The following is a 23,271-nucleotide window of genomic DNA, read 5'->3' on the forward strand; positions in this document are numbered from 1 at the left end:
GCATGAGAGGCCGTCTGAAATGAACTTCATTTAATCTAAAAGAGTTGTCATGTTGTATTTCTTTCAATGGCGTTGGAAAAAAGAAATACTGGAATGGTGTATCGAAGCTTCAAAGTGGATTTGATGTTTTGTTTATTTAAATCATATAGTTGAAATAAAGATTAGATTGCTGTTTTCAGTTAAAAATTAGAGCGTTTGAATGAGACTGATTTGTGAAAATATGATAAAGCAATGTAGAATGCTGGCATTCTATTCTCAGTATTAAGGAACGGTTCTATGAAAGGAATTATCCGCTTGGGCGATGCGACCACCCACGGTGGAAATGTCATTCAGGCCTCATCGCAAATGGTTATTGATGGCAAGCCGGCGGCTTTGGTGGGTGATATGGTCAGCTGCCCGGTGCCCGGCCATGGTGTGAATCCCATTATTGAAGGAAGCACTTTTATGTCTTTTCAAGATAAAGCGGTTGCCGTTGAAGGGTGTAAATGTGCTTGTGGCTGCGCGTTGATCAGCAGCATGCCGTCTGTGGGGAGTGATTGATGGACTGGCCGATTCCTGATATTCCTGAAGTGGTAAAGCTGGAAAAATATCGCTTTGATAAGCCCTTATTTTGGTTTGCGGGCTTGTTTATTATATTTTTGCTGAGTGTGCCGGTTATCTTATCTCTTTGGCAAAACAGACCTTTTTCGCTGCTTTTTTGGGTATTGTTGTTTGGCGTCCCTTTATTGTTGTGGGGGAGCTTACGCTTGATGTTTTTTTCTTGGGAATACAGCCGGAAAAGCCAATTTGATGCGTGGGAAGTGGAAAAAAACAGAATCCGCCAGCATTGGCAAAATTGGGCGCAAAAAAATATTGCGGTAGTCGGCTCGGGTATTTATTTGCCTGAAAGTCTGAATGTGTCGGATGTGCTGGCTCAGCAGGGAGAAATGCGAAAAGGCAGCCCTGCCGTATTTGACCGTGCGGAAAAAGATGATTATGAAATTAAGGAAGACATATTCAAAGAGTTTGGCGGATTTGTTGAGAGTATGTTAGCCGCTCTTCCTTATAAAGAGTTGCTTGTTTGCTTAGATGTAGCCAATGAATATTCGAAAGAGGAAGATTTTCAAGCGCTTTCTGATTATTTGAATTACTCCGGTATTTCAGAGCAAGTCCAAACTGAAATCAGCTTGTTGGAGCACGGGATCGAGGCATTAGGTAATTGGATTCAAACTACACCTGAAAAGTTAGTTGTAGTTTTATCTTTGGCATTAAATGAAGATGAAGATAATGCTGCTCCTGAAAGTGCAGCTTGGTTTGCGTTTGTTCCCAAGCAGTCTGCGGCAAAACAGCAAGCAAATATTCAAGGATATGTGTTTAGGCAGATTGAATTGAATTATGAAGATAATGAAGCTTTAGGGGAGTTGGTGAGAAAAAAATACGCCCCTTATGCTTTAAAAGACAAAGAGCCGAGTGCGATGTGGCTGGGTAATATTGCGCCGGATAAGATGTCGGTTTTATTAGAGAATCTTTATGCTTCCGGCTTGAAGTTTTGGCGTGGCAAAGACGGCGTAGAGGTTCTTACGACAGATCGTTATTTCGATGGAGCCGTGAATTCGCATTGGCTGGTGTTGTGGTTTGCGCTCAATAGCGAGATGTCAGGTAAGGATGTTCTGTGGTTGGCGGGCGATCAGCAGAAGGTGTATTTGGGATTGGTTTCTTTTTCACATACCTCATAATTAAGTAAGAAAGAAACGTGAAATTGGGTTGTGGTAAAAAGGTTTCAATAACATAGTAACGCCAATATCATAAAATAACCGCTTAACATAAACTGATTGATTTTTTCATGCGTGTTGAATAATCTTACGCCTGCGAGGAAAGTTTTTAATCGTTTGTCGTATATGTTAACGATTGAATGTGCTTGTCTATTAAAGAAATTTTAATAATGACACCAAAAAAGGAATCGCGAGATTCCTTTTTTATTTCACGTTAGTTTTACTCTTGTTGGATTTTTTGGAAATTAAAAATCATGAGACCACTTTTTCTGGGTTTAATCCTTCTTGTTATCAGCATTCTATCCGGATGTTTAGTTTATTTTTTCGGCTCTAAAATAGGCCTCGAAGGCTCAATGCAAAAAACAGTTGTTTGGATGTGCTTGGTAGTCATCACTTCACTGATTTTCCTAATGCCTATGATCATTCGTTATGTATGGTCTGGCTGGTCGGGCCGATATGCGGGCGCAAGAAAATTAATCACAGAAGAATTGAAAGAAGAGCCTTCCGAATCCATCCGTTTACTCGGAAATGTTCAACGTTGGGAGCAGCTTCAACAAATTTACACTTTGACGACCCAATATAAAAACCATAGAAAACCTTGGATATTCGTTGATGGTTCGGATGAAGTGGTTCTGCAAGTATTCCCTGAAATTAAAACCCATTTGTGGGTAGAAAGCCATTCAGCTTTTTGGATTGATCTCCATGCTCCGGAGCCGCTTGAAGGATGGAATGGCCTGCGTGGTCAGGGTGTGCAGCCGGCTGAAGGGATTGTGTATTTGTCAGATGAAATCAATTCTGCAGAACAATTTTCCGGTGCTATTAAATCGTTTATGGATAAGTTGGGATGGTTGCTGCCTGTTAACATGGTTTACGTTGATAGAAACCATCAGCATACCCAACCTTATTCTGTTACCCATCGCGTTTTGGAAACGAAGCAAGAAAATATTCAAAAAGATTTGGATCGATTTGCTTTTGAATTGTCTGGTATTGGTACGTTTTCGATTGAGGAGAAGCCTACATCGGCTGCAGCTGCGTTGTTGTCACGAAAATTACAGGTTTCAAATGGCATTATTGCAGAGAAGCTTTCTCTGAATAAAAAAGAGATGGGTAAGTCAGACAGCCTTAATACTGTTGCTTTTGTTCATGCTAGACAGCAGGACTTGCTGCCTGATTTGATTTATCAATCTTTCAACAGTATTGCCGACTTCAATAAAGGCAAGAAATTGAAATGGACTCAGCCCGATAAAATTTACGGAGGGTTAAGCATCCTTGCTGTGTTGGCAACAGTGGGTTTCTCAATGGCTGCTTATAACAGCCACAAAGATATGGCGACATTGCAGCAAAGTATCATGCAGTTGAAGCAGAATTCTTCTTCAATTAATAACTTAGCCGATATCATTAAATTACAAAAACAGATTACTTACCTTGAAGAGAAAAAAGCCAGTACTTCAGGAAAAATATTGACTGCCGTAGGTTACAACCATAGTAAAGAATTGCTTGATACGGCCTATCTCGAATATGGCAAAGCGGTTAAAGCGGCCGTGGTTTCACCTGTTTTACAAAAATGGACTGATCATTTGTCTTATTTAGACGGATATAACAGCGCCAGTATTGAGAATGGCGATGAGTATTACAATATCTTAAAAGCCTATCTGATGGTAACTGATAGAACCGATAAAGTAGATCCACAGTTCTTGGCTTCAAATATGCTTTTGATATTCGACGGATATTTGACTAAGAATGACCAGATTAAGGAAGTTGTCGCTTTCTACACTCAACGTCTTGCCCAGCATCAAAGTTGGGCATCGCAAAGTGATGCTCTCTTGGTTGATAACACTCGTCAGGTTTTAGCTAAATGGATGGGCGATGTGCAAACCGAAGAGCATGTTTACAGAAAAATTATTGAAGAAGGTAATCAAAAGTTTCCGAGCATTTCTTTGGCTGAAATCTTGAAAAGAGATATACAGAATGAATGGGTGGTGGCTAAAAAACTGCCGGGAGTGTTTACAGTAGAAGCGTGGAATAAGTATATAGAACCTGCTTTTGAGGCAGCTTCCAAAAATAATCATGAAGATGATTGGGTTCTAGCGGGCAAACTGTCAGCAGCTGAAGTGAATGAAATTGCCATCAAGACCCTTAAAGACAAATATTTCTCTGAATATGCTGCGGCATGGTTCGAGGTGCTGAACAGTATTTCATGGGTAAGCCGTAATAAGAGTTTGGAGGCCGTGAATCAATTGCATGTTTATGCTGATCCTCAACGTTCCCCTTTAGTAGCATTGATGGATGTTATTAAAGAAAACAGCATGATTGATGCAAAAAGAATTTCCGTAAATCAAGCGGTATTAAATAAAGCAGAGAAAATTGCGGCTGCAAAAGTATCAACTCGCCAGCGTCAATTAGCTGCTGCTGCATTAGAAAGTCAGTCTGAAGAAGTAAAAGCGGTACAAGAGCAAGTGCAAGATTATTTGCAAGGGCCATTACACGATCAATTCGCAACCTTACTGCAGTTGATTGATGCCAGCGTCAATCCAAAAAGTGATCTGAGCTTGCAAAGATATTTGGAAAAAGTAACGGCAACTAAGCAGCGTTTGATTCAGATTGTCGGCTCGTCTGACACGGGGGGCGCAGCCCGTATCGCCCTACAAGGTGTCATGTCTGGTGAACAAAATGAATTTACAGACGGCCTGCAATATGCGCGACTGGTTGAAGCAGGGGTGGGTGATAAATTAATGGCTTTTGCCAATAACGTTTTTGTGAAGCCATTCCATGTATCGTGGGGAAGCCTATCAGGTGTCGCTCAAGAAAACATCAACTCGGTATGGCACCAAAATGTTATGTCAGCTGTTGAGGCAGATATAAGTGGTAAATATCCGTTCAGTGCAAGTGAAATTGAAGTTGCGATTCCTGTGCTTGCTAAATATTTTGAGCCGAACAAAGGTAATTTTGATCAATTTATCCAATCGCAATTGAAAGGTATTTTAACGAAACAAGGTCATCGCTGGGTTGAGGTTCCTGGGCAAGAGTTTAAAGTAAATAGGGAATTTTTAAATCAAATTAATAAGCTGGGGCTTATTGCAAATGATTTATTTGTTAATGGAGAAGTCGGATATACATTTGAACTGAAACCGGCTCCAACGGCAGGTATTACCTCGTTCTCTTTGATGCTTGACGGACAATCATTAAATTACTTTAACCAAGAAGCGGAATGGAAAGCTTTCAGATGGCCTGGGGACGTGAATGCTTCAGGAGCGCAAATCACTTGGGAAAGTGATGCCTCCGGAGTAAGAAAAAATATTGAATTTAACGGGCGTTTTGGATTTATCCGTTTATTAGATAAAGCTCGGGTAACACCGATTGATAGTGGAACTTACCTAGTCGAGTCTGAAGTTGATAATAATCTTGCTATCCGTTTTTACATTCGTACCAATACCGGTAAAGGGCCTTTAGGTTTGCTTGAAATGAGAAACGTGCATATTCCGAACAGAATTTTCGAGGTTTCTGCAAAATGATGGTTCCTGATTGGATCAAATCAGTCTTGGGAGAGAATCCAAGCTCGCTGGCAGAAGAGAGGCTGGCAGCTTGGGTTACTTGGCTAAACCCCATTTCCGAAGAAATGCCGACAGGTAGTGATATTAGCTACGAAGATGATTTTGAAACGGTTAAATCAGAGTTAGCTAAATTAAGCGGAATAGATGTAGGGCTGATCATCCGTTTAAGTGAACAATTATTAAAAGAGCAGGCAAAAGATTTGCGCGTGGGTGCTTATTATGCTTACGCCAAACTGCGTGATGAAGGCCTTGCTGGTTTTTCAGACGGCCTAGAACTGATATGTGGTTTACTTTCATCATTTGGTAATGAAGTTTGGCCTAAAAAGCCTCAGCAAAGATACACCGCGTTGTCTTGGTTAATGGGCAACAGGACACTTGATGTTTTAGAGACATTGGAGATTGATAACGAAGACATTTTCAAAAGAATATTATCTTCGTTAGTTCTCCTGCAAAATCTCTGTATGAGTTGGGATGAAGGAGCTCGTCCCGGGTTTGGTGCTGTTTTAGAGAAATTTGAACAAACATCACTTCAGCTGAAAAAAGCATCTGCCTCTGATTCAAGTAGTCAATCTTCTGCTGTTGATGATTTGGATCATGCACAAAATCGACCCATATCAAGTGCAAATGAAGCTAATACCGCAGGGACGTTGCCTTCACCAGTAGCGACTATCAGCTCTAGCAAGATGTTGCTGGATCAGACACGGGTAATAGCGGTTTTTTTGAGGCAACAAGAAAACGGTTATTGGTCTGCATGCAAAATGATCAGAGCAGTACGTTGGGGTGCTTTGAACAGCAGCCCTCCTGCAGTGGATGGTAAAACCCGTTTGAAAGCACCGAGAACCGATGTTGTAGCAAACTTGGCAAGATTGGAAAAAGAAGAAAACTGGTTGGATTTATTAGAAAAAGTTGAAGCAGCTTTTTTAGAAGGTGCCAATCATTATTGGCTTGATTTGCAATATTATGCCTGGAAAGCTCAGGTATCTTTAGGGGGCGTTTATTCAAGCCAGACAACATCATTTTTAGCAGACTTTTCCTCTTTTTTAGAAAGATGCGATGGTGTGGCCGGATTAATGTTTGATGATGGCATGGCTTTTGCATCTGATAATGTCTTAGAGTGGATAGAAAAACAGGTGCTCAAATCCACCCAGCCAAGCAGTAACCCCCAACAATCATCCCAAACTATGGATTTGATTGCTTCAGAGGAAAACAACCAATATGAAGAAGCAGTAACAATGGCTGCTGCTTCAGGTGTAGAAGCAGCTATGGCATGGTTATCCGATCATCCTAAATTGCAACACGGTAAGTTTTTATGCCACAAGCTTTTAATGATGGCGAAATTGGCAGATGCCTACCAAAAAAACGAATGGGCTTTACACCTGTTGGATCGGGCTGTAAATGAAATGCAAGGCATGCCTGTAGAAGTATGGGATAAGGATTTTGCATTCGATTTATATAATCTGCAATGTAGCTTTTTGCAGGCCAAAGCCAAGCGGAAAGACGTCCAACATGAGAAAAGCAAGATCATAGAGAAAATAGGCGACCTTCAAAACAGATTGGTCAAACTTGATGCTGCAAAAGCTTTAATTACCTTGTATTAAGGTCATGAATATGTCGGACCCCACCTTAAAATATTTTGAAGAAGAGATGCGCTATTTGAGAGAAGCGGGTTTGGAGTTTTCAAAAGCTTACCCTGATCGCGCAGCACTTTTAAATATCAATCGCTTAGGAACGCGAGACCCTTATGTAGAGCGTTTATTTGAGGGATTCGCCTTTCTAACGGGGCGCATCCAACAAAAATTGAATGACGATTTGCCGGAGCTGACTGAAAGCTTGGTAAATATGCTGTGGCCGCACTATCTAAGAATGATTCCCTCTTTAACAGTGTTGGAGTTTCAACCTGATTTTAAAACTTTACAGGGAAATCAAACTGTTGAAAAAGGCGTTCCTATTCAATCTGAAGCAGTGAGTGTAGAAGATCGTCAGACCCGCTGTATATACAGAACAACTCATGATGTCCAATTAGTGCCTTTGCACATTTTATATAGCATGCTGGATCATGATCTTAATGGCCGCAGCATTATCCGCATTCGATTTAGGTTCGGTGAGCAGATGCAGCGGCAACAGTTGGATATCTCTAAGCTGAGATTATATATATCGGCGGAAGAGCCCGTAGCGTTTGCATTACGTCATGCCTTATTGCACAACGTTGATCATATAAATTTGAATGTTGATGGAGAAAAGTTTGCCCCTGAGCACAATATTAAATTTAGTTCAGTAGGGTTTGGATCTGAAGAGCGATTGTGGCGTAAAGAAAATAACAGTTTTTCAGGCTATCAAATGCTTTTAGAGTATTTTTGCTTTAAGCAAAAATTCTTTTTTGTTGATTTGGAAGGGATTGATTTTTCTGATATTCCTGACTCCTCGTCAGAATTTTCTGTGGATGTGGTGTTATCTAAAAATTACCCGGTCGAGCTCAAGTTTGATGCGGATGCGCTTAGATTACATTGTACGCCTGCGATCAATCTTTTCGACATGGAGGCAGAGCCGGTTAGGGTTGATCATTTGAATCATGAATATATGATTAAACCCCTGCTTCATGACAGTATTAATGTAGAGATATATTCTGTGGATGCCGTGGATGCGTTTAATCATCATGCCGGAACCCGCTATCAATATGTACCCTTTTCATCTTTTCAGCATCGGGGAGGATTAATGAAATATGATGCTCCCGAACGCTATTTCCATACCAGAGTAAAACAAGGTGTGGGAGGAAAATATGAAACTTACTTGATGTTAGGTGGGCATGCATGGGAAGAGCAAAATCCGTTGCCATTTGAAACTTTATCTTTAAAAGTTACAGGTACAAACGGCAAAATTCCACGCAAAACACTAAGAGAAACACAGATTCGAAATAAATCATCAGGCATTCCGAATATTATTCAAGTGAGGAATCTCTTAACGCCTACACTGTCATGTTACCCACCTACGGAAGATAGATTTCAGTGGCGTATATTGTCTCATCTTGCTCCTAATTATTTGTCTTTACTGAATAAAGATACGTTGAAAGGCGCATTGGCTATATATGATTGGACCGAAGATGAGCTCAATAAGCGAAAATTAAACGGTATCTTAGATGTGAGCCATCAACAAGTCAGAAGGCTTGAAAAAGGCATGGTTCAACGAGGCGTGCATATTACGCTTACCTTGGATGAAGATGCTTTTGAAGGTGAGGCCGAGGTTTATCTGTTTGGAGAACTGTTAAACGAGTTTTTTGCCATGTATGCAGATTTAAATCTGTTTACCCGATTTACGATTGTGTCGCTGCCCTCAGGAAAACAATATCAATGGAAAGACAGCAAAACCACTACCGTTCGGTTTTAAATACAGCAAATCTGGCTGCGGAAGACAACAAGGTTAAGAAAGAGCAGGCAAGCTGGGAAATACCAAGTACGGAAAAGGTATTTCAAAAGAGTACCAACAATATTTTTAGCAGTATATTGGGTAAAAGTGTTGTTGATTCTGCGGATAGAATGAATTTTTTCCAGTTTTGTTACTTACTGGAAAAAGTCAGTGGTAATCATTCAGACGGCCTACATCGAAACATTCGGTTTCGCCGAGTAAAGTCTTTGGCGTTCCCTGCAGGGGAAATTGCAAAGGTTGATACGGAATCGTCAGCCATCCCTTCTGTTTACACAACATTTCTTGGATTGTATGGTGTTGATTCGATATTGCCTGAGTATTTCTTAAATGACATAGCAACGGGGAAAGAAGGATCGGGAAGTCTTGCAGAGTTTCTAGATATTTTTAACCATAGAATCAGTAGTTTGTTTTATCAGGCTTGGAAAAAATATCGTTATCCATTCCAATTTCTAAACGGAGGAAAAGATAAAACGTCATTAACTTTGCTGCATCTGCTAGGGCAAAGTTTGAAAGAGAACAGTGGGGACTTAGTTCAACCTTTATTAGACAGTAAAATCTTAGGTTTATTAGGTGTTTTTCATCAACGTACTCGAACTGCAGACGGCGTAAAGAGTATTGTGAATTACATTTCTCCTTTCTCAGAAGTAAAAGTTTCTGAATTTCAGCCTCAGTGGATAAATGTGGAAAGCGATCTCAAGTTGGGCAAAGGGACTTTAAAACTTGACGGAGGCAGCGCGGTAGTGGGAAAAAGAATGAAGGATTGTAGCCATCTGATTCATATAGATATTACCCCTTCTTCATATCAAGATATGTTGGATTTGCTGCCGAAGAAAAATCTACATCAACAATTGTTGGGCTTGCTGAAAATCTATTTGGGCTATCAAACCGATGCGGCTATATATTTGAACATCAAAAAACAATGGATAAGCCAAACGAAATTAAGCGGAGCACAAATGTTGAAAATCAATACGGGATTGGGTGCTGCCAAGACGGATAAAAGAATTAAAATCGCCCATTATGTTTGTTGACAAACATTAGGTATGAATAAAATTCTTGGGAGCAGGGGCATATTTATATTTAGTTAAAGATTTTTAGGGTAAACAATCGAATTTTGGCTTTTCTTAAGCTGTTATTCTGTTGTAGCGCAAAAACAACTGTATATTTATAAAAATGATATCAAATGCTTGGAAATAAAAGGTTTCATTTCCACAATAATCAATATTGAGCAGTTGTAAGATTAAAAAATCATTATTGTTACTTAATGTGGATTATCTTGGGCTAAAATATCCAGCTATTGATCATTAAGTATGGCCGGCTTGCCGAATGGCGAAACAGGCAGACGTTTTACTATTCATTAATTTAAATAATTCAATAACGGGTTAAACCATGAAAGCAAAGCTTAAATTTAAAAAATATACTCAAATTCTTATGTATGGCTTGCTGCTCGCCAGTCTTACAGGTTGCGGTGCGTGGCAAATGGTTAAAGAGGGTACGGTCAAAACGTCCAGCAGTATATTTTTCAGTAAACTCAAAGTATTGAAGTTGGATATCATTGCACGTCATGGTGTTAATCAAACTGAGCGGGGGCAATCTTTATCAACGGTGGTTAGGATTTACCAGCTAAAAGACAACCAAAGTTTCGATGCCGCAGCCTATCGGGATTTGTTGAATCAAGATACCGTTTTGTTGGGCGACAATCTTTTATCGAGCAAGCAGTTAACTTTCCGCCCGGGGGAGTCTATCAGTGTGGATGAAGAAATCCATCCCGATACTAAATATGTTGGTATTGTGGCGTTTTTTAACCGCTCGGATGACAGCCAAACATGGAAAATTATCATTCCTAAGAAAAAATTCTCCAATAAAAAAGCTTTGGTTATTGAGCTGAAAGAAATCGGTTTGTATATGCAAGACGGTAAGGCCGATCAATAAATGGAAGCCGGCCTGTATGAAAAGTTGACCGGCTACTATTCGGACGGCCAACGGATGGAAGATTTGCCCGACAGCCTTCAGTTGATTAAGAGTGTGTTGGATAACATGCAGCGTATTCTTAATACGCGAAGTGGGGCTCTAAAACACATTCCGGATTATGGTATTCCGGATCTCAGTATGGTGTATAAAAATCTGCCATCCAGTGCGAAAGATTTACGTAGTCACATGCATGCGACCTTACTCAAATATGAGCCGCGTTTAACCGGTTTGGACATTAGGCTGACTGAATCTAAAGATAATTTAATGATTTTGTGCTACCAGCTGGAATGCAGGATTGAAAAAGTGGGAGCCGTAGTAATTGATACCTATTTTATGCCGGAAGGTGTGGTGAATGTTCGTCAAACCAAACGTTGATTAATAGCTGCTGTAAAAGCTTTATTTTGTTTGGAGGCCGTCTGAAAATAAATTCAGACGGCCTCCATTTAGCTTAGATGCCAATACTTATGATTCGGGTATTGGCCAATCCATTAATGTCCACTCGAAGATGAGCCGAAAGGCGGTTTGGCCAACCAAATGATGGCAATCATCACGATGAATAATAAGCTTGAAGCCCAAAAAATCTCATTGGATCCCATGATAAAACCTTGTTGGGTAATGCTTCGGGTGATGCTTTCCATGCCTTGTGCCGGCGACATTCCTGCTTGTGAAATATTTTGAACGGCAGTTTGGGCTTCAACGGAATAGGGCGTAATTTGCTCGGTAAGTCGGGCATGGTGAAGGGCTTCTCTACGTTCCCATGTTGTGGCGACGACAGATACGCCCACGCCTCCCATGAATACTCTTAAAAAGTTCGACAAGCTGCCGGCGGCGGCGATTTGCGACCCCTGCATTCTTGAGAGGGTAATGGTGGTAAGCGGCAGGAAGAACATGGCTACACCCAAGCCCTGCCAAAATTGCGGCCAGATAACGTTCGACATATCCATGCCCGCATAGAAGCTGGTGCGCCAGTAAAAGGTATAGGCAAAGACTAAAAAGCTCGCTGTGACCAGCCAACGCATATCGATGCGGCCGCCGAATTTACCAATGATAGGGGACAGCAATATCGGCAAGAAGCCTACCGGTGCGGCCACTAATCCCGCCCAAGTGGCGGTGTAGCCTAAGTTGGATTGCAAAACCAAGGGGAGCAAGGTCAGCGTGCCCATGTAAATCATAAAGCCCAACGAGGTGGCGATAACACCTACCGTAAAATTGCGGTCTTTGAAAAGGGATAAATCGACAATCGGATGTTTTTCGCCCAGTTCCCACACGATGAAATAAGTCAGGCACACGAAGGCGATAACGGCCAAGAGGATGATTTCGCTTGAGGCAAACCAATCCAATTCTTTGCCGCGGTCGAGCATCATTTGCAAAGCGCCGACGCCGATAACCATCAAAGCCAAGCCGGTATAGTCTATCGGCGATTTTTGGATTTCCGTTTCACGGTGGGCAAGCTGCTGCCATGCCAGCCAAGCTGAGAAAATGCCTACGGGAATATTGATGAAGAAAATCCAGCTCCAGTGCCAGTTGTCTGAAGTCCAGCCGCCTAAAATCGGCCCCAATACCGGCGCGACCACGACAGTCATCGCCCAAAGAGCGAGAGCCAGAGTACGTTTGTCGGGAGGGTAGGAAGCCATCAGCAGGCTTTGGGACAAAGGAATGAGCGGGCCGGATACAAACCCCTGTAATACTCTGAACAAAACCAACAATTGCAAATTATCGGCGATGCCGCACAGCCATGAGGTAACGACAAACCCCAATGTAGCGGCCAGAAAAATTTTAACTTCGCCGAAGCGTTTGGCGAGAAAACCGGTTAGCGGTACGGAAATGGCATTGGCAACGGCAAATGCGGTGATTACCCATGTGCCTTGTGTGGTGGCAGCCCCCAAATCTCCGGCGATAACGGGCACGACGACATTGGCGATGGTAGTGTCCAAAACTTCCATAAACACCGCCAAGCTCAATGCCAGCGTTACCCACACCAGGTTGGCGCCTTTCAAAGGTGGATGAGCCATAATCTCAATCACTTTCCATCGCAGAATGGGGCTTGGTCAAACAGCTTTGATACAGCAAATGATGATGGCTGAATCCAAATAGGAATGGCAAAAATTTTTCGGCAGCATCCGTATGACGAGGCCGTCTGAATCCGAATTCAGACGGCCTCGTTGGTATGTTTAACGACCATTCTGAGATTATTTAGCGTATTTTTCAAAAATCTGTTCAATCAAAGCATCGGCAGCCGACCAATCGACAATATCGGTTTCGGCGCTAACCGCTTGCTTATCGGCAGCTTCGGCCATGCTTTTGCCGCTGATGCTGTTGGATGTATCGACTTTAACCGTCATCGACAAGCCCACGCGCAGAGGGTTGGCTTTGAGTTCCTGCGGATTCAAGCTGATGCGCACGGGCACGCGCTGAACCACTTTAATCCAGTTACCGGTGGCGTTTTGCGGCGGCAGCAGGGAAAACGCGCTGCCTGTGCCGGCGGATAAGCCCATAACTTTACCGTGATAAACCACGCGGCTGCCGTATAAATCGGCAGTCATCACCACCGGCTGACCGATGCGCATTTTACGCAGCTGCACTTCTTTGAAGTTGGCATCAACCCACAGATTGCTTAACGGCACAATCGCCATCATCAAAGTGCCGGGAGCAATGCGTTGGCCGACTTGGATATTGCGTTTGGCAACTTGTCCGGCCATCGGCGCGCGAATCTGTGTGCGCTGCAAATTCAACCAGGCATCTTTGATATGGCTGATGGCCGTCTGAACGGCAGGTTGCTGGCGCAGCGGAATATTTTTACCCAAAACGGCTTGTGCGGAATCTGCCTCGGCTTCTACCGCTTTCAAAGCGGCTTGTGCTTGTACGACTGCGGCGCGGGCATGGCTGAGTTCTTCGCCGGAAACGGCATCCGTTCCTTCAAGGCTTTCACGGCGGCGCAAGTCGGCTTGGGCTTTGGCCAATTCGGCTTTACGGACAAGAACTTGTGCTTTGGCTTGGGAAGAGGTGGCGGCCTGCCGTTTGTTTTGGCGGATAGCCTGAATCAGTTCGTTTTGAGCGCGGTCGTATTCAAGCTGAAAGTCGGTGTCGTCGAGCACTACCAGCACATCGCCTTTTTTCACGATATCGGTGTCGTCCACCATAACGCGGCGCACGGTACCTGCTATTTGGGGCGTGATTTGTACCAAATGTCCGGCCACATAGGCATCATCGGTTTCCTCTTCGTGCTGCCACACTAAAAAATGAATCAGCGCGAATCCCAATGCTACTACGATAAAAAACAGCGTAACCAAGGTGAGATTACGCTTACGGCGGGACAACTGACGCCGTCTGTTTACATTTTCAGCAATATTTTGCGGAGTATCCATCATCCCGTTTCCTGATTTTTGAGGGAAAACGCTGTTCAGACGGCCTTGTTATAAGGCGTTGCGCAACCGTTTTCCAGCACCGATTTTTTTATCTTTGAATGGGCTATTTTTCAAAAAATTATTGATTGGGAATAACCCTGAAAATTGTGGGTATTTTATCGCCCAGTCATTTAATCAGGCAAGTTACAATCTGCTACTTGCATAAAGCTGCTTGATGTTGATGCCGTTGAAAGCATTCAAATATCAGCTAGATAGCGTGGCTGGCGTATGGCGCTTGAGGCCGTCTGAATTAACCATAAACTTTTCAGACGGCCTCAAGTGTTCACAATAAATGCTGAATAGAAAAATATTGAGAGACGGCTTCGGGAGAGGCGGCGGGAGAGTAGGGAATCACACCCAACAGCGGCGCCGGAATGCGGCATTTCAAAGTATCGAGGTAATCGTCAAGGCGGTGAGGGGCGGCGCTGATGCAGCTTGCTACCCAGCCCGCCAACGGCAATCCGGCTTGGGAAATAGCGCGCACGGTCAGCATGGCGTGGTTGATGCAGCCGAGCTTCATGCCGACGACCAAAATAACCGGCAGCTTTTCTGCGGCTACCCAGTCTGAAAAATCCATGTCGCTTGTTAAAGGCGTTAGCCAGCCACCTGCACCTTCCACCAATATCCAGTCGCCGTGCTGTTTTAAATCGACCAAGTTTCGGCTGAGTAATTGCGGCTGAATTTCTACGCCTTCGTCTGCGGCCGCTAAGTGCGGGGCTGTGGCTTCGTGGAAAGTATAGCAATTATGCGAATCATAAGGCAGCCGGATATTTGAAGCGGCTTGCAAGCGCAGCACGTCGGCATTCTGGCCGTTGCCGTCGGCTTCGGAGGCTACCGGTTTGAACCCGATGGCTTTCTTTCCCGCTTGTGTTGCGGCATGCAGCAGCGCAGCGGTACAAAATGTTTTTCCGACTTCCGTATCCGTGCCGGTAACAAAGTAAATGCGGGGTTCCATAAATTTCAGACGGCCTTTTTTACAATATGAGGAATGGGGGGATTATAAGAGACTAAAGTCAACGCGACACAATGGCAGTTAAGCCGCCGCAATAAAAAAGCCCGGATAACCGGGCCGTCTGAAAAAAACATCAATGCAATTCGCCGCTCTTGCGTTTGGCTTTAAAGTCTTGCGTTTCTTTGGCAATAACCCCTGACAGCATAATCAACGCAATCAAGTTCGGAATCGCCATTAAGCCGTTGAACGTATCGGCTGCCAACCATACCAAATCCAAGCTGGCGACTGTGCCGATCATCACGGAAGCCACGTAAATCACACGGTACACATTGGCAAAACTGTCACCAAACACATAAGCCGCACATTTCTCACCGTAGTAGCACCAGCCCAAAATCGTGGAGTAGGCGAAGAAAATCAGGCCGATGGTTACTACCCAGCCGCCGGGGCCGGGCAGTAGGCGGTCGAATGTGGTGGTGGTCAGCGCCGCACCGGTGATTTCAGGCTTCACAAATTCTCCGCCGGCACCCAGCAAACCCATTACCAAAATGATACCGGTAATCGAGCAGACAATAATCGTATCTAAGAAAGTGCCGGTCATAGAAACCAAAGCCTGACGCACGGGGTGGTCGGTTTTGGCAGCCGCAGCGGCAATCGGAGCGGAACCCATACCGGCTTCGTTAGAAAATACGCCGCGTGCCACGCCGTAGCGGATTACACTGCCGAGCGCGCCGCCGGCCACAGCTTGGCCTGTAAACGCATCGGTAAAAATCATATTCAGCGCAGGGCCGACCAAATCAAGATTCATCAGAATAACCACGATACCGCCGACGACATAAAGCACCGCCATGATGGGTACAATCAGAGACGATGCAGTGGCGATACTGCGGATGCCGCCCAATACCACAATTGCGGTCAGAATGGTCAAGACGATGCCGGTGTAGAGCGGGTCAATATGAAAGCTGGTGTGCACCGCTTGGGCTACGGAGTTCGACTGCACCGAGCTGCCGATACCGAACGAAGCAATCGTACCGAACAAGGCAAACGCGTAAGCCAGCCATTTCCATTTGCTGCCTAAGCCGCGCTCGATGTAATACATGGGGCCGCCGGACATCTCGCCTTTTTTATTGGTGATACGGTATTTAACTGCCAAAACACCTTCGCCGTATTTGGTGGCCATGCCGAAAATGGCGGTAATCCACATCCAAAACACCGCACCCGGGCCGCCGGCCACTACGGCTGTGGCTACGCCGGCGATGTTACCGGTACCGATTGTGGCGGAAAGCGCGGTCATTAATGCGCCGAAATGGGAAATATCCCCATCGTGGTCGCTGCCGTCTTCCTTTTTGCGGTGGGGCATAAACGCTTGTTTGAGTGCATAACCCAACATACTGAATTGCAAGCCTTTCAGCATAATGGTCAGCAGCACGCCGGTACCGACGAGCAAAGCCAGCATCGCAGGCCCCCAGACCCAGCCGCCTACCGTGTCGAAAAAGTTTTTCAAGGCATCCATATTTGCTCCTGATTGTTGGCATTTTGTTTTAGTGACCACATTTCAGCACAAGGCGTAAAGAATTGCAAGCAGGGGTTAAACTGTTTCAATAAGCCATAATGAGCGTGTTGAGCAGTCGGCGATTCAGGTCTCTCAGCTTCACATGCTTATCTGAAAGAATAATTGATTGCAGTTGTGATTACGCTAAGAGGCCGTCTGAAATTTCAGACGGCCTCTGGTTATTAAAAGGGAAAAATAGAATTACAGTGCTTGAGAGGTACGTGGTCGCATGATCTTTAGCTCGCAAAGATTGTATTGCAACACCAGAAATCAATGCACAACAAAATCTGCCCTTAAGTCGAATCTAGGAATCGGCACAGAAAAGCGCTCGCCATAGCTGTCCTCAAATTCGTAGCTGCCTTCCATGCAGCCCCACGGGGTGTTGAGATGCGCACCGCTGCTGTAATAATAATGTTCGCCGGGGTAAAGCACAGGCTGTTCGCCAACCACGCCGACGCCGGATACTTTTTCTACTTCTCCGTGAGCGTCGGTAATGCGCCAATGGCGGTTACGCAGCGTGACCACTTCATCGCTGTGGTTGTGAATGGTAATGTCGTAGCTGAATACATATTTGTCTTTGGCAATATTGCTTTCATCCGCCACAAAGCTTGGTTCTACAATGATTTCAATCTCATCCATTTTCAATTCCCGTATATTTTCAGACGGCCTTATATCAGCCAAGCTAAGATTTTCAAAGTCCATATAGTAAACAGGGCGGCTACCAGATCGTCCAACATAATGCCTAAGCCGCCGTGCAAGCGTGCATCCAGCCATTTTATCGGCCAAGGTTTGAGAGCATCGAAAAGACGGAATACTACAAATGCAGCCAGCCACCACGTCCATTTAAAAGGCACGAATGCTAGTACCAACATCATAGCTACGATTTCATCCCAAACGATGCCGCCGTAGTCGTAAATGCCCAGCTCGCGTTCGGTGTGGCTGCAAATCCGAATGCCCCACACAAATAATATCGCACAAAATGCCGCCAGCCACCATCCCGAAATGCCAACGAGATGCAGCATGAAAGCGATCGGTAAAGCGGGCAGCGTACCAAAAGTACCGGGTGCAACCGGAGCAAGACCGCTGCCGAAGCCGAAGCCCAAAAAGCATAAAGGCCGTGTTTTCAGCCATGAAAAATTCGGTTTGAAGTCAGCCAAAATGATCGAAACCTAAAGAAGTTAATGTAATGTGATGACCGTTAGCATCTAAAAGATTCAGACGGCCGCTATCGTTAATTTTGCCGATACGGGTAACGGGTGTATTGCTCATTCGTCCGGCCGCCAAAACTGCTTCTCTACATGATTTGGGTGCGGTAAACAGCAATTCATAATCATCTCCGCCCGCCAACATGTAATCATACAAAACGCCTTTATCCAATATTTCGCGCAATGCAGGCAAAGTTGGTACGCAGTCTGCGAAAATATCGGCTCCTACATCGGAGGCTTTCAAAATATGCCCGATATCCTGTGCGAGGCCGTCTGAAATATCTTGTGCGGCGTGTGCAAAAGGCAGTAGAGCCTTTCCTAAATCAACCCTTGGCTTGGGTCGTAAACGGGCGTGCTCGCATAAAGTAAAAACAGCATCCGGCAATTCAATGTTTTTCCAATGGCAATTTAAAGCAGCTGCCGCCAAACCAACCGTGCCGGAAACCCAAATATCGTCCCCCATTTGTGCTGCATCACGGCGTAATGCTTTTCCCTGAGGAAGCTCTCCAATTATTGTAACATTAAATGCTAAGTCGCCTTTAGTGGTGTCGCCGCCAATTAAAGTGACGCCAAATTGCTTTGCTAGAGTAAACAAGCTGTCACAAAATTCGTTAAGCCAGTTTGGATTCAATTCAGGCAGCCCTGCACTCAATAAAGCCCATCTCGGCACGGCACCCATTGCTGCCATGTCTGAGATATTGACCGCTAAAATTTTATAGGCTAAATCGGCAGGGGATACATCAGCAAAGAAATGGCGATCTTTTAAAAGCATGTCGCTGCTGCAGCACAAGTCCCATCCCAAACGGGGACGGACAATGGCTGCATCATCCCCGATCCCGAGTAATACGTCGGAATCCTTTTGCTGCCTGTATAAATAGTTCTTAATAAAATCGAATTCTTTCATTGTTAAAACAATACTTTAAAAATCTTATATTTCTTAAATTTTATTTGGAAATAAGGATTTCCCCGTAAAAGACAAACCTTTATGGGTTTAAATGTTGCTGAGAATAAAATCTTATACATCAAGTCAGGCTATATTTTGTCAGCATAGTCGATGTCATGCAGTGATGAAGTAAATAATTGATATTGTGTTTTAAACAAAAACCCCGCTTAAGCGGGGTTTTAAATCTCACTGATGTCGTAAAAGAATTACGGACGGGTGTAACCGTGGTATTTAGAAGCAGGAGCTGGCAACCAACCACCTTCAGTAGCAGGACGTTCACCTTCAACGTGACCGGGAGCAACTTGTTTAGTAACCAAGGTGCGGATCTTAACGTCTACACGGCGGTCAGGTTCGATACATGCAATCAAAGCTTCACGTTTCTTAGCTTTAGAAACTTTTTTGCCCAAGTTAGCTACTTCGGCTTCACAAGAAGCAGTCATGCGAGCTTGAGATTCACCCAAGCCAACAGCAGAAATTTTGCTGGAAGCCACACCGCGGTTTACCAAGTAGTTGGCAACAACATTAGCGCGGCGCTCAGACAGGTTTTGGTTGTACTCGTCAGAACCCATAAAGTCGGTATGACCTTCAACACGTACAGCTTCAACGTTAGTGTTGCTCAAGCGTTGAGCCAAGCCGTTCAGAGTTTCAGTAGCTTCTGGACGCAAGTTGTCTTTGTCGAAACCGAACAAAGTTTTAGCAGATAAAGAAACAGTTTCATCGGCATATTGAGGAGCGGTAGAAACCGGAACGGCATCGTTACACTCAATACGGCCTTGAGTTTCTTTATTGAAGTAGGTGTTTTTCCAGCACTCGCCATAGTTGTTGCGTACAACAGTTTGTTGGCGGTCTACGGTATAACCGTGTTTGGTATGCGGTTCACTGGCCATTGCGGTGCCTGAAGCAACCAAGGCAACGAACAAGGCGCTTAATTTCAGCTGTTTGGTCATTTTATTCCCTCATCAAAGATTGTTATGCAGCAGTTATATATTTTCAATCCGCTACACATCACCAAATATACAGGCCACTGTTGTAAAACGGCGGCAAATCGGATATATCAGTTTGCACTATAAAGAAGCAGAGGGCAAACTGTCAATAGCACGACACCGGCACACAACGGCAAAGACCCGCTTCCTGTTTGTAAATCATGCCGAAAAATCAATCTTGTGTCATTTATTTACAGATAAAACCGATTGTTGTTAGATTTGTAGTTGCACAAAAACCACATAAAATTGTCTGAAAAAATATGGCTGATTAATATAATTAAAAGATTGTTTATTAAAAAACAAAAGCTTTACTGTGCATTGTTAAGCTGTTGGGCATGGTTTGTTAAAGTATGCTACATTGTTGCTAAACTGTCGTACATAATCCACAAGTCCTCATCTTTTGAGTCAATATGAAGTTACAACAATTACGTTACGCTCTAGAAGTTTCCCGACATAATTTAAATGTGTCTGAAGCTGCGGAGGCACTCTTTACTTCGCAGCCGGGCATATCCAAACAAATCCGCCTTTTGGAGGAGGAGCTTGGTATACAGATTTTCATACGTAGTGGTAAACGGGTGGTTTCGGTCTCTCAACCGGGAAAAGCCGTATTGGAGTTGGCAGAGAGAATTTTGCGTGATGTACAGAATATTAAGAATATTGGTAATGAGTTTACTGAGCAAGATAGCGGTTCATTAATCATTGCAACAACTCATACGCAGGCAAGATATGCTTTACCTCAGGTTGTGTCGGAATTTGTGAAAAAATATCCGAAAGTTCAGCTGAGTATAAAGCAGGGTAATCCTTCTGGCATCTCTCAAATGGTGATGAGCGGAGATGCAGATTTTGCCATTGCAACCGAATCCCTTGAAGAGGGTGATGAGTTGCGCAAATTACCTTGCTCTGAATGGACTCATGCTGTTTTGGTGCCGGATGATCATCCTTTATTAGATTGTAAACATCCCTTAAGTATTACCGATTTGGCACGTTTTTCATTGGTAACGTATGAGTTTGCGATGAATAATAACAGTAATATTTGCCGTGCTTTCCATAAGGCTCGTTTAGACATGCCGCCCATAGCGTTGGCATCGGCTGATACTGATGTGTTAAAAACTTATGTGCGCTTGGGGTTGGGGGTTGGTTTGATGGCTAAGATGGCATATGACAAACAAGCCGATCAGGATTTGCATCTTATTGATGCTTCTCATTTGTTTGAGCCTTCTCAAACTTATATTGCTTTGCGCCCTGACGTTTATCTCCGCGGTTATGCTTATGACTTTATAAAATTATTTTCTTCTGATTTGAGTAGGGAGAGGATTGATAAAATATTGTACGAGCCTGTTCAAGAGGATTTCTCTATATAATTAAATGAAATGTGGCTTTCCAAATATTATTTGACTTTAGCAAGTCTATTTTTGGTTATGTAGTTGGTTATGAATCAAGTTTTATCGAAAAACAAAAATCCCTGTTAGTGAACAGGGATTTTTGTTTGCAACGCTTCTGTATATAGTACAGATTAACGTTTCGAGAATTGTTTGGCGCGGCGTGCTTTGCGCAGACCCGGTTTTTTACGCTCAACTTCACGAGCATCACGGGTAACGAAGCCTGCTTGGGAGAGAGTGGCTTTCAGTGCAGCATCGTAGTCAATCAGTGCGCGGGTAATGCCGTGACGGATTGCACCGGATTGGCCTGTTTCACCGCCACCGGTTACATTAACTTTAATGTCGAAAGATTCGGCATTTTCAGTCAGAACCAAAGGTTGGCGAACAACCATGCGGCTGGTTTCGCGAGCGAAGAATTCGTCAACAGGGCGGCCGTTTACGATGATTTGGCCGGTGCCTTTTTGCAAAAATACACGAGCCACTGAACTTTTGCGGCGGCCAGTGCCGTAGTAGTATTTACCGTTCATGTCGTGTCCTTAAATGTCTAAAACTTTAGGTTGTTGTGCGGCGTGGCCGTGTTCTGAACCTGCGTACACTTTCAGTTTTTTGATCATGGCGTAGCCTAAAGGGCCTTTGGGCAGCATGCCTTTAACCGCTTTTTCTAAAACACGCTCAGGGAATTTCTCTTGCATTTCGGTGAAGCTGCGCTCATAGATGCCGCCGGGGAAGCCTGAGTGGCGGTAATATTTTTTGTCTAAAGCTTTGTTGCCGGTTACGCGCAGTTTGTCTGCATTGATAACGATGATGTAATCGCCGGTATCAACGTGAGGAGTGTATTCGGGTTTATGTTTACCGCGCAGACGGCGGGCGATTTCTGCAGCGACGCGACCTAATACTTTATCTTGTGCGTCAACCACGAACCACTCGCGCTTTACTTCATGCGGCTTGGCTGAAAAGGTTTTCATAAGGGGTAATCCAGATAGATATAGAAAGCTGCCGATTTTATAGATGATTCGTAAGTCTGTCAATCTGATTTGAGTTGCTGGGAAAAATACGTTGAAGACTTTTAGCTGAAGGTTAAATGGTGTTGTATTTGTTGCAATTTCGGTGTGCTTGGGTGTGGTTCGAATCTGATGGTTTTGAAGATTTGTGTGTTTTATTATTGATGTATCGGATAGGAAAAATGCCGCTATAGCGGCATTTTGTTTTTTGGGGGAATCCCCGCAGGTGTCGTCTAGGCTGAATCCGCTTGAACCTTGCTGACAAGGCGGTCGCCACGGGCAGTTTCGGGTGCATCTGTACAGACGCTCGCGCCCACTGCATCTCCCGGCAACCTTAAGCGAACTTATTGGTTCAAAGGAATGTATGCCTTCGCGAACACCGCAGGGAATAAGCTTTTGGCTTGCTTAAGCTGTTTTGGATAAAACTTTATCGCAAGCATTAATCATGTCTGTTATTTTACGCTCAAAATCGCCAATTGCCAAATCATCTTTCATCGACATTTTTAAGAGGTCGTGAACGACGTTGAGGGCGGCCATAATGACGATTTTGTCGGTTTCGACGATGCGGCCGGTTTGTTTGATGGTGTCAAACTTTTGGTTCAGCATGTTGACGGCTTGCAGAAGGGTGTTTTTTTCTTCTGAGGGGGTGCCGATGGTAAATGAGCGGCCCATGATGTCGAGGCTGACTTGTTCGATACTCATTGTCGGGTATCCTTATTTATTGGTTTGCTTCGGGTTCTTGCGGCAGGCGTGCCAGCAGTTTGCGGAGGTGTTCGGCGCTGGCATTCAATGCGTCGCGGTATTTTTGGTTTTCGGCGGTAAGCTCGTCGATTTTATTTTGCATTTCGTCGGTAACGCTCTGAATGCGGCCCTGCATTTCGTTTTTGAGGTTGCTCATTTGTACCATGAGGGCTTCGCTCAATTCGTCGACGGCAGCCTGGTGTTCGTTTTTTTGCTGTTCTTGTGCCATCTGGTGCCGGGTAATTTCGCTTTTCAGGCGGGCGATTTCTTCTTGATGGCGTCTGTTTTCGCCCAGCTGGGTCTCAAATTTCTGTACCAGCTGGTAAACATTGATTTCGAGTTTTTCCAGAGATTGATTCATTTTTCGTACCGCTCGGTTGATATGGAGGCAAGCATAGTAGGGATAAATGGGGCTGTCAAATAA

At 44.2% G+C, this 23,271-nt stretch carries 22 protein-coding genes and 1 other RNA gene; 10 read left to right on the top strand and 13 right to left on the bottom strand.

The window, feature by feature from the left end:
- Positions 1-276: 276 nt before the first annotated feature.
- From CKV66_RS03420 to tssE, 8 genes are all read left to right on the top strand, one after another.
- The gene (locus tag CKV66_RS03420) at positions 277-540 is read left to right on the top strand and encodes a PAAR domain-containing protein (RefSeq protein ID WP_085363413.1); all 264 of its coding nucleotides are present in this window, start codon (positions 277-279) and stop codon (positions 538-540) included.
- Positions 540-1,715, top strand: a complete 1,176-nt coding sequence (locus tag CKV66_RS03425; protein WP_085363414.1) for a hypothetical protein — start codon at positions 540-542, stop codon at positions 1,713-1,715. The genes CKV66_RS03420 and CKV66_RS03425 overlap by 1 nt, the downstream gene beginning before the upstream one ends.
- 290 nt (positions 1,716-2,005) lie before the next feature.
- Entirely contained in the window at positions 2,006-5,263 is a 3,258-nt protein-coding gene (locus CKV66_RS03430) for an ImcF-related family protein (protein ID WP_085363415.1), read from the top strand.
- Positions 5,260-6,900 (top strand): type VI secretion system protein TssA, encoded by a 1,641-nt coding sequence (tssA, locus tag CKV66_RS03435; protein WP_085363416.1) that lies wholly within the window; start codon positions 5,260-5,262, stop codon positions 6,898-6,900. The genes CKV66_RS03430 and tssA overlap by 4 nt, the downstream gene beginning before the upstream one ends.
- Positions 6,901-6,910: 10 nt before the next feature.
- The gene (tssF, locus tag CKV66_RS03440; protein ID WP_085363445.1) at positions 6,911-8,683 is read left to right on the top strand and encodes a type VI secretion system baseplate subunit TssF; all 1,773 of its coding nucleotides are present in this window, start codon (positions 6,911-6,913) and stop codon (positions 8,681-8,683) included.
- Entirely contained in the window at positions 8,647-9,750 is a 1,104-nt protein-coding gene (tssG, locus tag CKV66_RS03445; protein WP_085363417.1) for a type VI secretion system baseplate subunit TssG, read from the top strand. The genes tssF and tssG overlap by 37 nt, the downstream gene beginning before the upstream one ends.
- Positions 9,751-10,108: 358 nt before the next feature.
- Positions 10,109-10,651, top strand: a complete 543-nt coding sequence (tssJ, locus tag CKV66_RS03450) for a type VI secretion system lipoprotein TssJ (RefSeq protein ID WP_231990514.1) — start codon at positions 10,109-10,111, stop codon at positions 10,649-10,651.
- Positions 10,652-11,065, top strand: coding sequence for a type VI secretion system baseplate subunit TssE (gene tssE / locus CKV66_RS03455; RefSeq protein WP_085363418.1), 414 nt, complete (start codon positions 10,652-10,654; stop codon positions 11,063-11,065).
- 113 nt (positions 11,066-11,178) lie between these two features.
- Here the strand turns inward: tssE and CKV66_RS03460 are convergent, their stop codons facing one another.
- The 6 genes from CKV66_RS03460 to CKV66_RS03485 form a co-directional block, all read right to left on the bottom strand.
- Positions 11,179-12,702: a DHA2 family efflux MFS transporter permease subunit gene (locus CKV66_RS03460; RefSeq protein WP_085363419.1), complete on the bottom strand. Its 1,524-nt coding sequence runs from the start codon at positions 12,700-12,702 to the stop codon at positions 11,179-11,181.
- A 177-nt stretch (positions 12,703-12,879) separates the two neighbouring features.
- Positions 12,880-14,055, bottom strand: a complete 1,176-nt coding sequence (locus tag CKV66_RS03465) for an efflux RND transporter periplasmic adaptor subunit (protein WP_085363447.1) — start codon at positions 14,053-14,055, stop codon at positions 12,880-12,882.
- Between the two features lie 322 nt (positions 14,056-14,377).
- Positions 14,378-15,049: a dethiobiotin synthase gene (gene bioD / locus CKV66_RS03470; RefSeq protein ID WP_085363420.1), complete on the bottom strand. Its 672-nt coding sequence runs from the start codon at positions 15,047-15,049 to the stop codon at positions 14,378-14,380.
- Positions 15,050-15,179: 130 nt separating this feature from the next.
- Positions 15,180-16,556 (bottom strand): alanine/glycine:cation symporter family protein, encoded by a 1,377-nt coding sequence (locus CKV66_RS03475; RefSeq protein ID WP_085363421.1) that lies wholly within the window; start codon positions 16,554-16,556, stop codon positions 15,180-15,182.
- A gap of 309 nt (positions 16,557-16,865) precedes the next feature.
- The gene (gene apaG / locus CKV66_RS03480; protein ID WP_085363422.1) at positions 16,866-17,234 is read right to left on the bottom strand and encodes a Co2+/Mg2+ efflux protein ApaG; all 369 of its coding nucleotides are present in this window, start codon (positions 17,232-17,234) and stop codon (positions 16,866-16,868) included.
- A 29-nt stretch (positions 17,235-17,263) separates the two neighbouring features.
- Positions 17,264-17,641 carry a phosphatidylglycerophosphatase A family protein gene (locus CKV66_RS03485; RefSeq protein ID WP_231990536.1) on the bottom strand — a complete coding sequence of 126 codons (378 nt, stop codon included), beginning with the start codon at positions 17,639-17,641 and terminating at the stop codon, positions 17,264-17,266.
- On the opposite strand from CKV66_RS03485, the gene CKV66_RS12490 reads away from it, so the two are divergent.
- Positions 17,616-17,768 (top strand): hypothetical protein, encoded by a 153-nt coding sequence (locus CKV66_RS12490; protein WP_231990553.1) that lies wholly within the window; start codon positions 17,616-17,618, stop codon positions 17,766-17,768. The genes CKV66_RS03485 and CKV66_RS12490 overlap by 26 nt on opposite strands.
- Here CKV66_RS12490 and thiL read toward each other — a convergent pair.
- On the bottom strand, positions 17,745-18,704 hold the full coding sequence (gene thiL, locus CKV66_RS03490; RefSeq protein WP_085363424.1) for a thiamine-phosphate kinase: 960 nt from the start codon (positions 18,702-18,704) through the stop codon (positions 17,745-17,747). The genes CKV66_RS12490 and thiL overlap by 24 nt on opposite strands.
- A 245-nt stretch (positions 18,705-18,949) precedes the next feature.
- Positions 18,950-19,690 (bottom strand): OmpA family protein, encoded by a 741-nt coding sequence (locus CKV66_RS03495; protein ID WP_085363425.1) that lies wholly within the window; start codon positions 19,688-19,690, stop codon positions 18,950-18,952.
- 446 nt (positions 19,691-20,136) lie between these two features.
- On the opposite strand from CKV66_RS03495, the gene CKV66_RS03505 reads away from it, so the two are divergent.
- The gene (locus CKV66_RS03505; protein ID WP_085363426.1) at positions 20,137-21,087 is read left to right on the top strand and encodes a CysB family HTH-type transcriptional regulator; all 951 of its coding nucleotides are present in this window, start codon (positions 20,137-20,139) and stop codon (positions 21,085-21,087) included.
- Between the two features lie 152 nt (positions 21,088-21,239).
- Here CKV66_RS03505 and rpsI read toward each other — a convergent pair whose 3' ends face one another.
- From rpsI to CKV66_RS03530, 5 genes are all read right to left on the bottom strand, one after another.
- On the bottom strand, positions 21,240-21,632 hold the full coding sequence (gene rpsI / locus CKV66_RS03510) for a 30S ribosomal protein S9 (protein ID WP_085363427.1): 393 nt from the start codon (positions 21,630-21,632) through the stop codon (positions 21,240-21,242).
- Positions 21,633-21,641: 9 nt separating this feature from the next.
- Positions 21,642-22,070 (bottom strand): 50S ribosomal protein L13, encoded by a 429-nt coding sequence (gene rplM / locus CKV66_RS03515; RefSeq protein ID WP_085363428.1) that lies wholly within the window; start codon positions 22,068-22,070, stop codon positions 21,642-21,644.
- Positions 22,071-22,319: 249 nt separating this feature from the next.
- Positions 22,320-22,497: non-coding RNA, 6S RNA (gene ssrS / locus CKV66_RS03520), on the bottom strand.
- 14 nt (positions 22,498-22,511) lie between these two features.
- Positions 22,512-22,808 (bottom strand): cell division protein ZapA, encoded by a 297-nt coding sequence (locus CKV66_RS03525; RefSeq protein ID WP_054600138.1) that lies wholly within the window; start codon positions 22,806-22,808, stop codon positions 22,512-22,514.
- 16 nt (positions 22,809-22,824) lie between these two features.
- Positions 22,825-23,208, bottom strand: a complete 384-nt coding sequence (locus CKV66_RS03530; protein ID WP_085363429.1) for a hypothetical protein — start codon at positions 23,206-23,208, stop codon at positions 22,825-22,827.
- Positions 23,209-23,271: the final 63 nt, after the last annotated feature.

The organism is Neisseria zoodegmatis (genome assembly GCF_900187305.1).
GTDB classification, from domain to species: domain Bacteria; phylum Pseudomonadota; class Gammaproteobacteria; order Burkholderiales; family Neisseriaceae; genus Neisseria; species Neisseria zoodegmatis.

Bases quoted from the DNA above. Each gene is read 5' to 3' on its own strand.
- tssA (WP_085363416.1), top strand. From the start codon at position 5,260: ATGATGGTTCCTGATTGGATCAAATCAGTCTTGGGAGAGAATCCAAGC.
- CKV66_RS03430 (WP_085363415.1), top strand. From the start codon at position 2,006: ATGAGACCACTTTTTCTGGGTTTAATCCTTCTTGTTATCAGCATTCTA.
- rplM (WP_085363428.1), bottom strand. From the start codon at position 22,070: ATGAAAACCTTTTCAGCCAAGCCGCATGAAGTAAAGCGCGAGTGGTTC.
- CKV66_RS03465 (WP_085363447.1), bottom strand. From the start codon at position 14,055: ATGGATACTCCGCAAAATATTGCTGAAAATGTAAACAGACGGCGTCAG.
- CKV66_RS03505 (WP_085363426.1), top strand. From the start codon at position 20,137: ATGAAGTTACAACAATTACGTTACGCTCTAGAAGTTTCCCGACATAAT.
- CKV66_RS03530 (WP_085363429.1), bottom strand. From the start codon at position 23,208: ATGAATCAATCTCTGGAAAAACTCGAAATCAATGTTTACCAGCTGGTA.
- rpsI (WP_085363427.1), bottom strand. From the start codon at position 21,632: ATGAACGGTAAATACTACTACGGCACTGGCCGCCGCAAAAGTTCAGTG.
- CKV66_RS03525 (WP_054600138.1), bottom strand. From the start codon at position 22,808: ATGAGTATCGAACAAGTCAGCCTCGACATCATGGGCCGCTCATTTACC.
- thiL (WP_085363424.1), bottom strand. From the start codon at position 18,704: ATGAAAGAATTCGATTTTATTAAGAACTATTTATACAGGCAGCAAAAG.
- tssJ (WP_231990514.1), top strand. From the start codon at position 10,109: ATGAAAGCAAAGCTTAAATTTAAAAAATATACTCAAATTCTTATGTAT.
- CKV66_RS03425 (WP_085363414.1), top strand. From the start codon at position 540: ATGGACTGGCCGATTCCTGATATTCCTGAAGTGGTAAAGCTGGAAAAA.
- CKV66_RS03495 (WP_085363425.1), bottom strand. From the start codon at position 19,690: ATGACCAAACAGCTGAAATTAAGCGCCTTGTTCGTTGCCTTGGTTGCT.
- tssE (WP_085363418.1), top strand. From the start codon at position 10,652: ATGGAAGCCGGCCTGTATGAAAAGTTGACCGGCTACTATTCGGACGGC.
- CKV66_RS03475 (WP_085363421.1), bottom strand. From the start codon at position 16,556: ATGGATGCCTTGAAAAACTTTTTCGACACGGTAGGCGGCTGGGTCTGG.
- tssF (WP_085363445.1), top strand. From the start codon at position 6,911: ATGTCGGACCCCACCTTAAAATATTTTGAAGAAGAGATGCGCTATTTG.
- tssG (WP_085363417.1), top strand. From the start codon at position 8,647: ATGGAAAGACAGCAAAACCACTACCGTTCGGTTTTAAATACAGCAAAT.
- bioD (WP_085363420.1), bottom strand. From the start codon at position 15,049: ATGGAACCCCGCATTTACTTTGTTACCGGCACGGATACGGAAGTCGGA.
- apaG (WP_085363422.1), bottom strand. From the start codon at position 17,234: ATGGATGAGATTGAAATCATTGTAGAACCAAGCTTTGTGGCGGATGAA.
- CKV66_RS03460 (WP_085363419.1), bottom strand. From the start codon at position 12,702: ATGGCTCATCCACCTTTGAAAGGCGCCAACCTGGTGTGGGTAACGCTG.
- CKV66_RS12490 (WP_231990553.1), top strand. From the start codon at position 17,616: ATGAAAGCGATCGGTAAAGCGGGCAGCGTACCAAAAGTACCGGGTGCA.
- CKV66_RS03420 (WP_085363413.1), top strand. From the start codon at position 277: ATGAAAGGAATTATCCGCTTGGGCGATGCGACCACCCACGGTGGAAAT.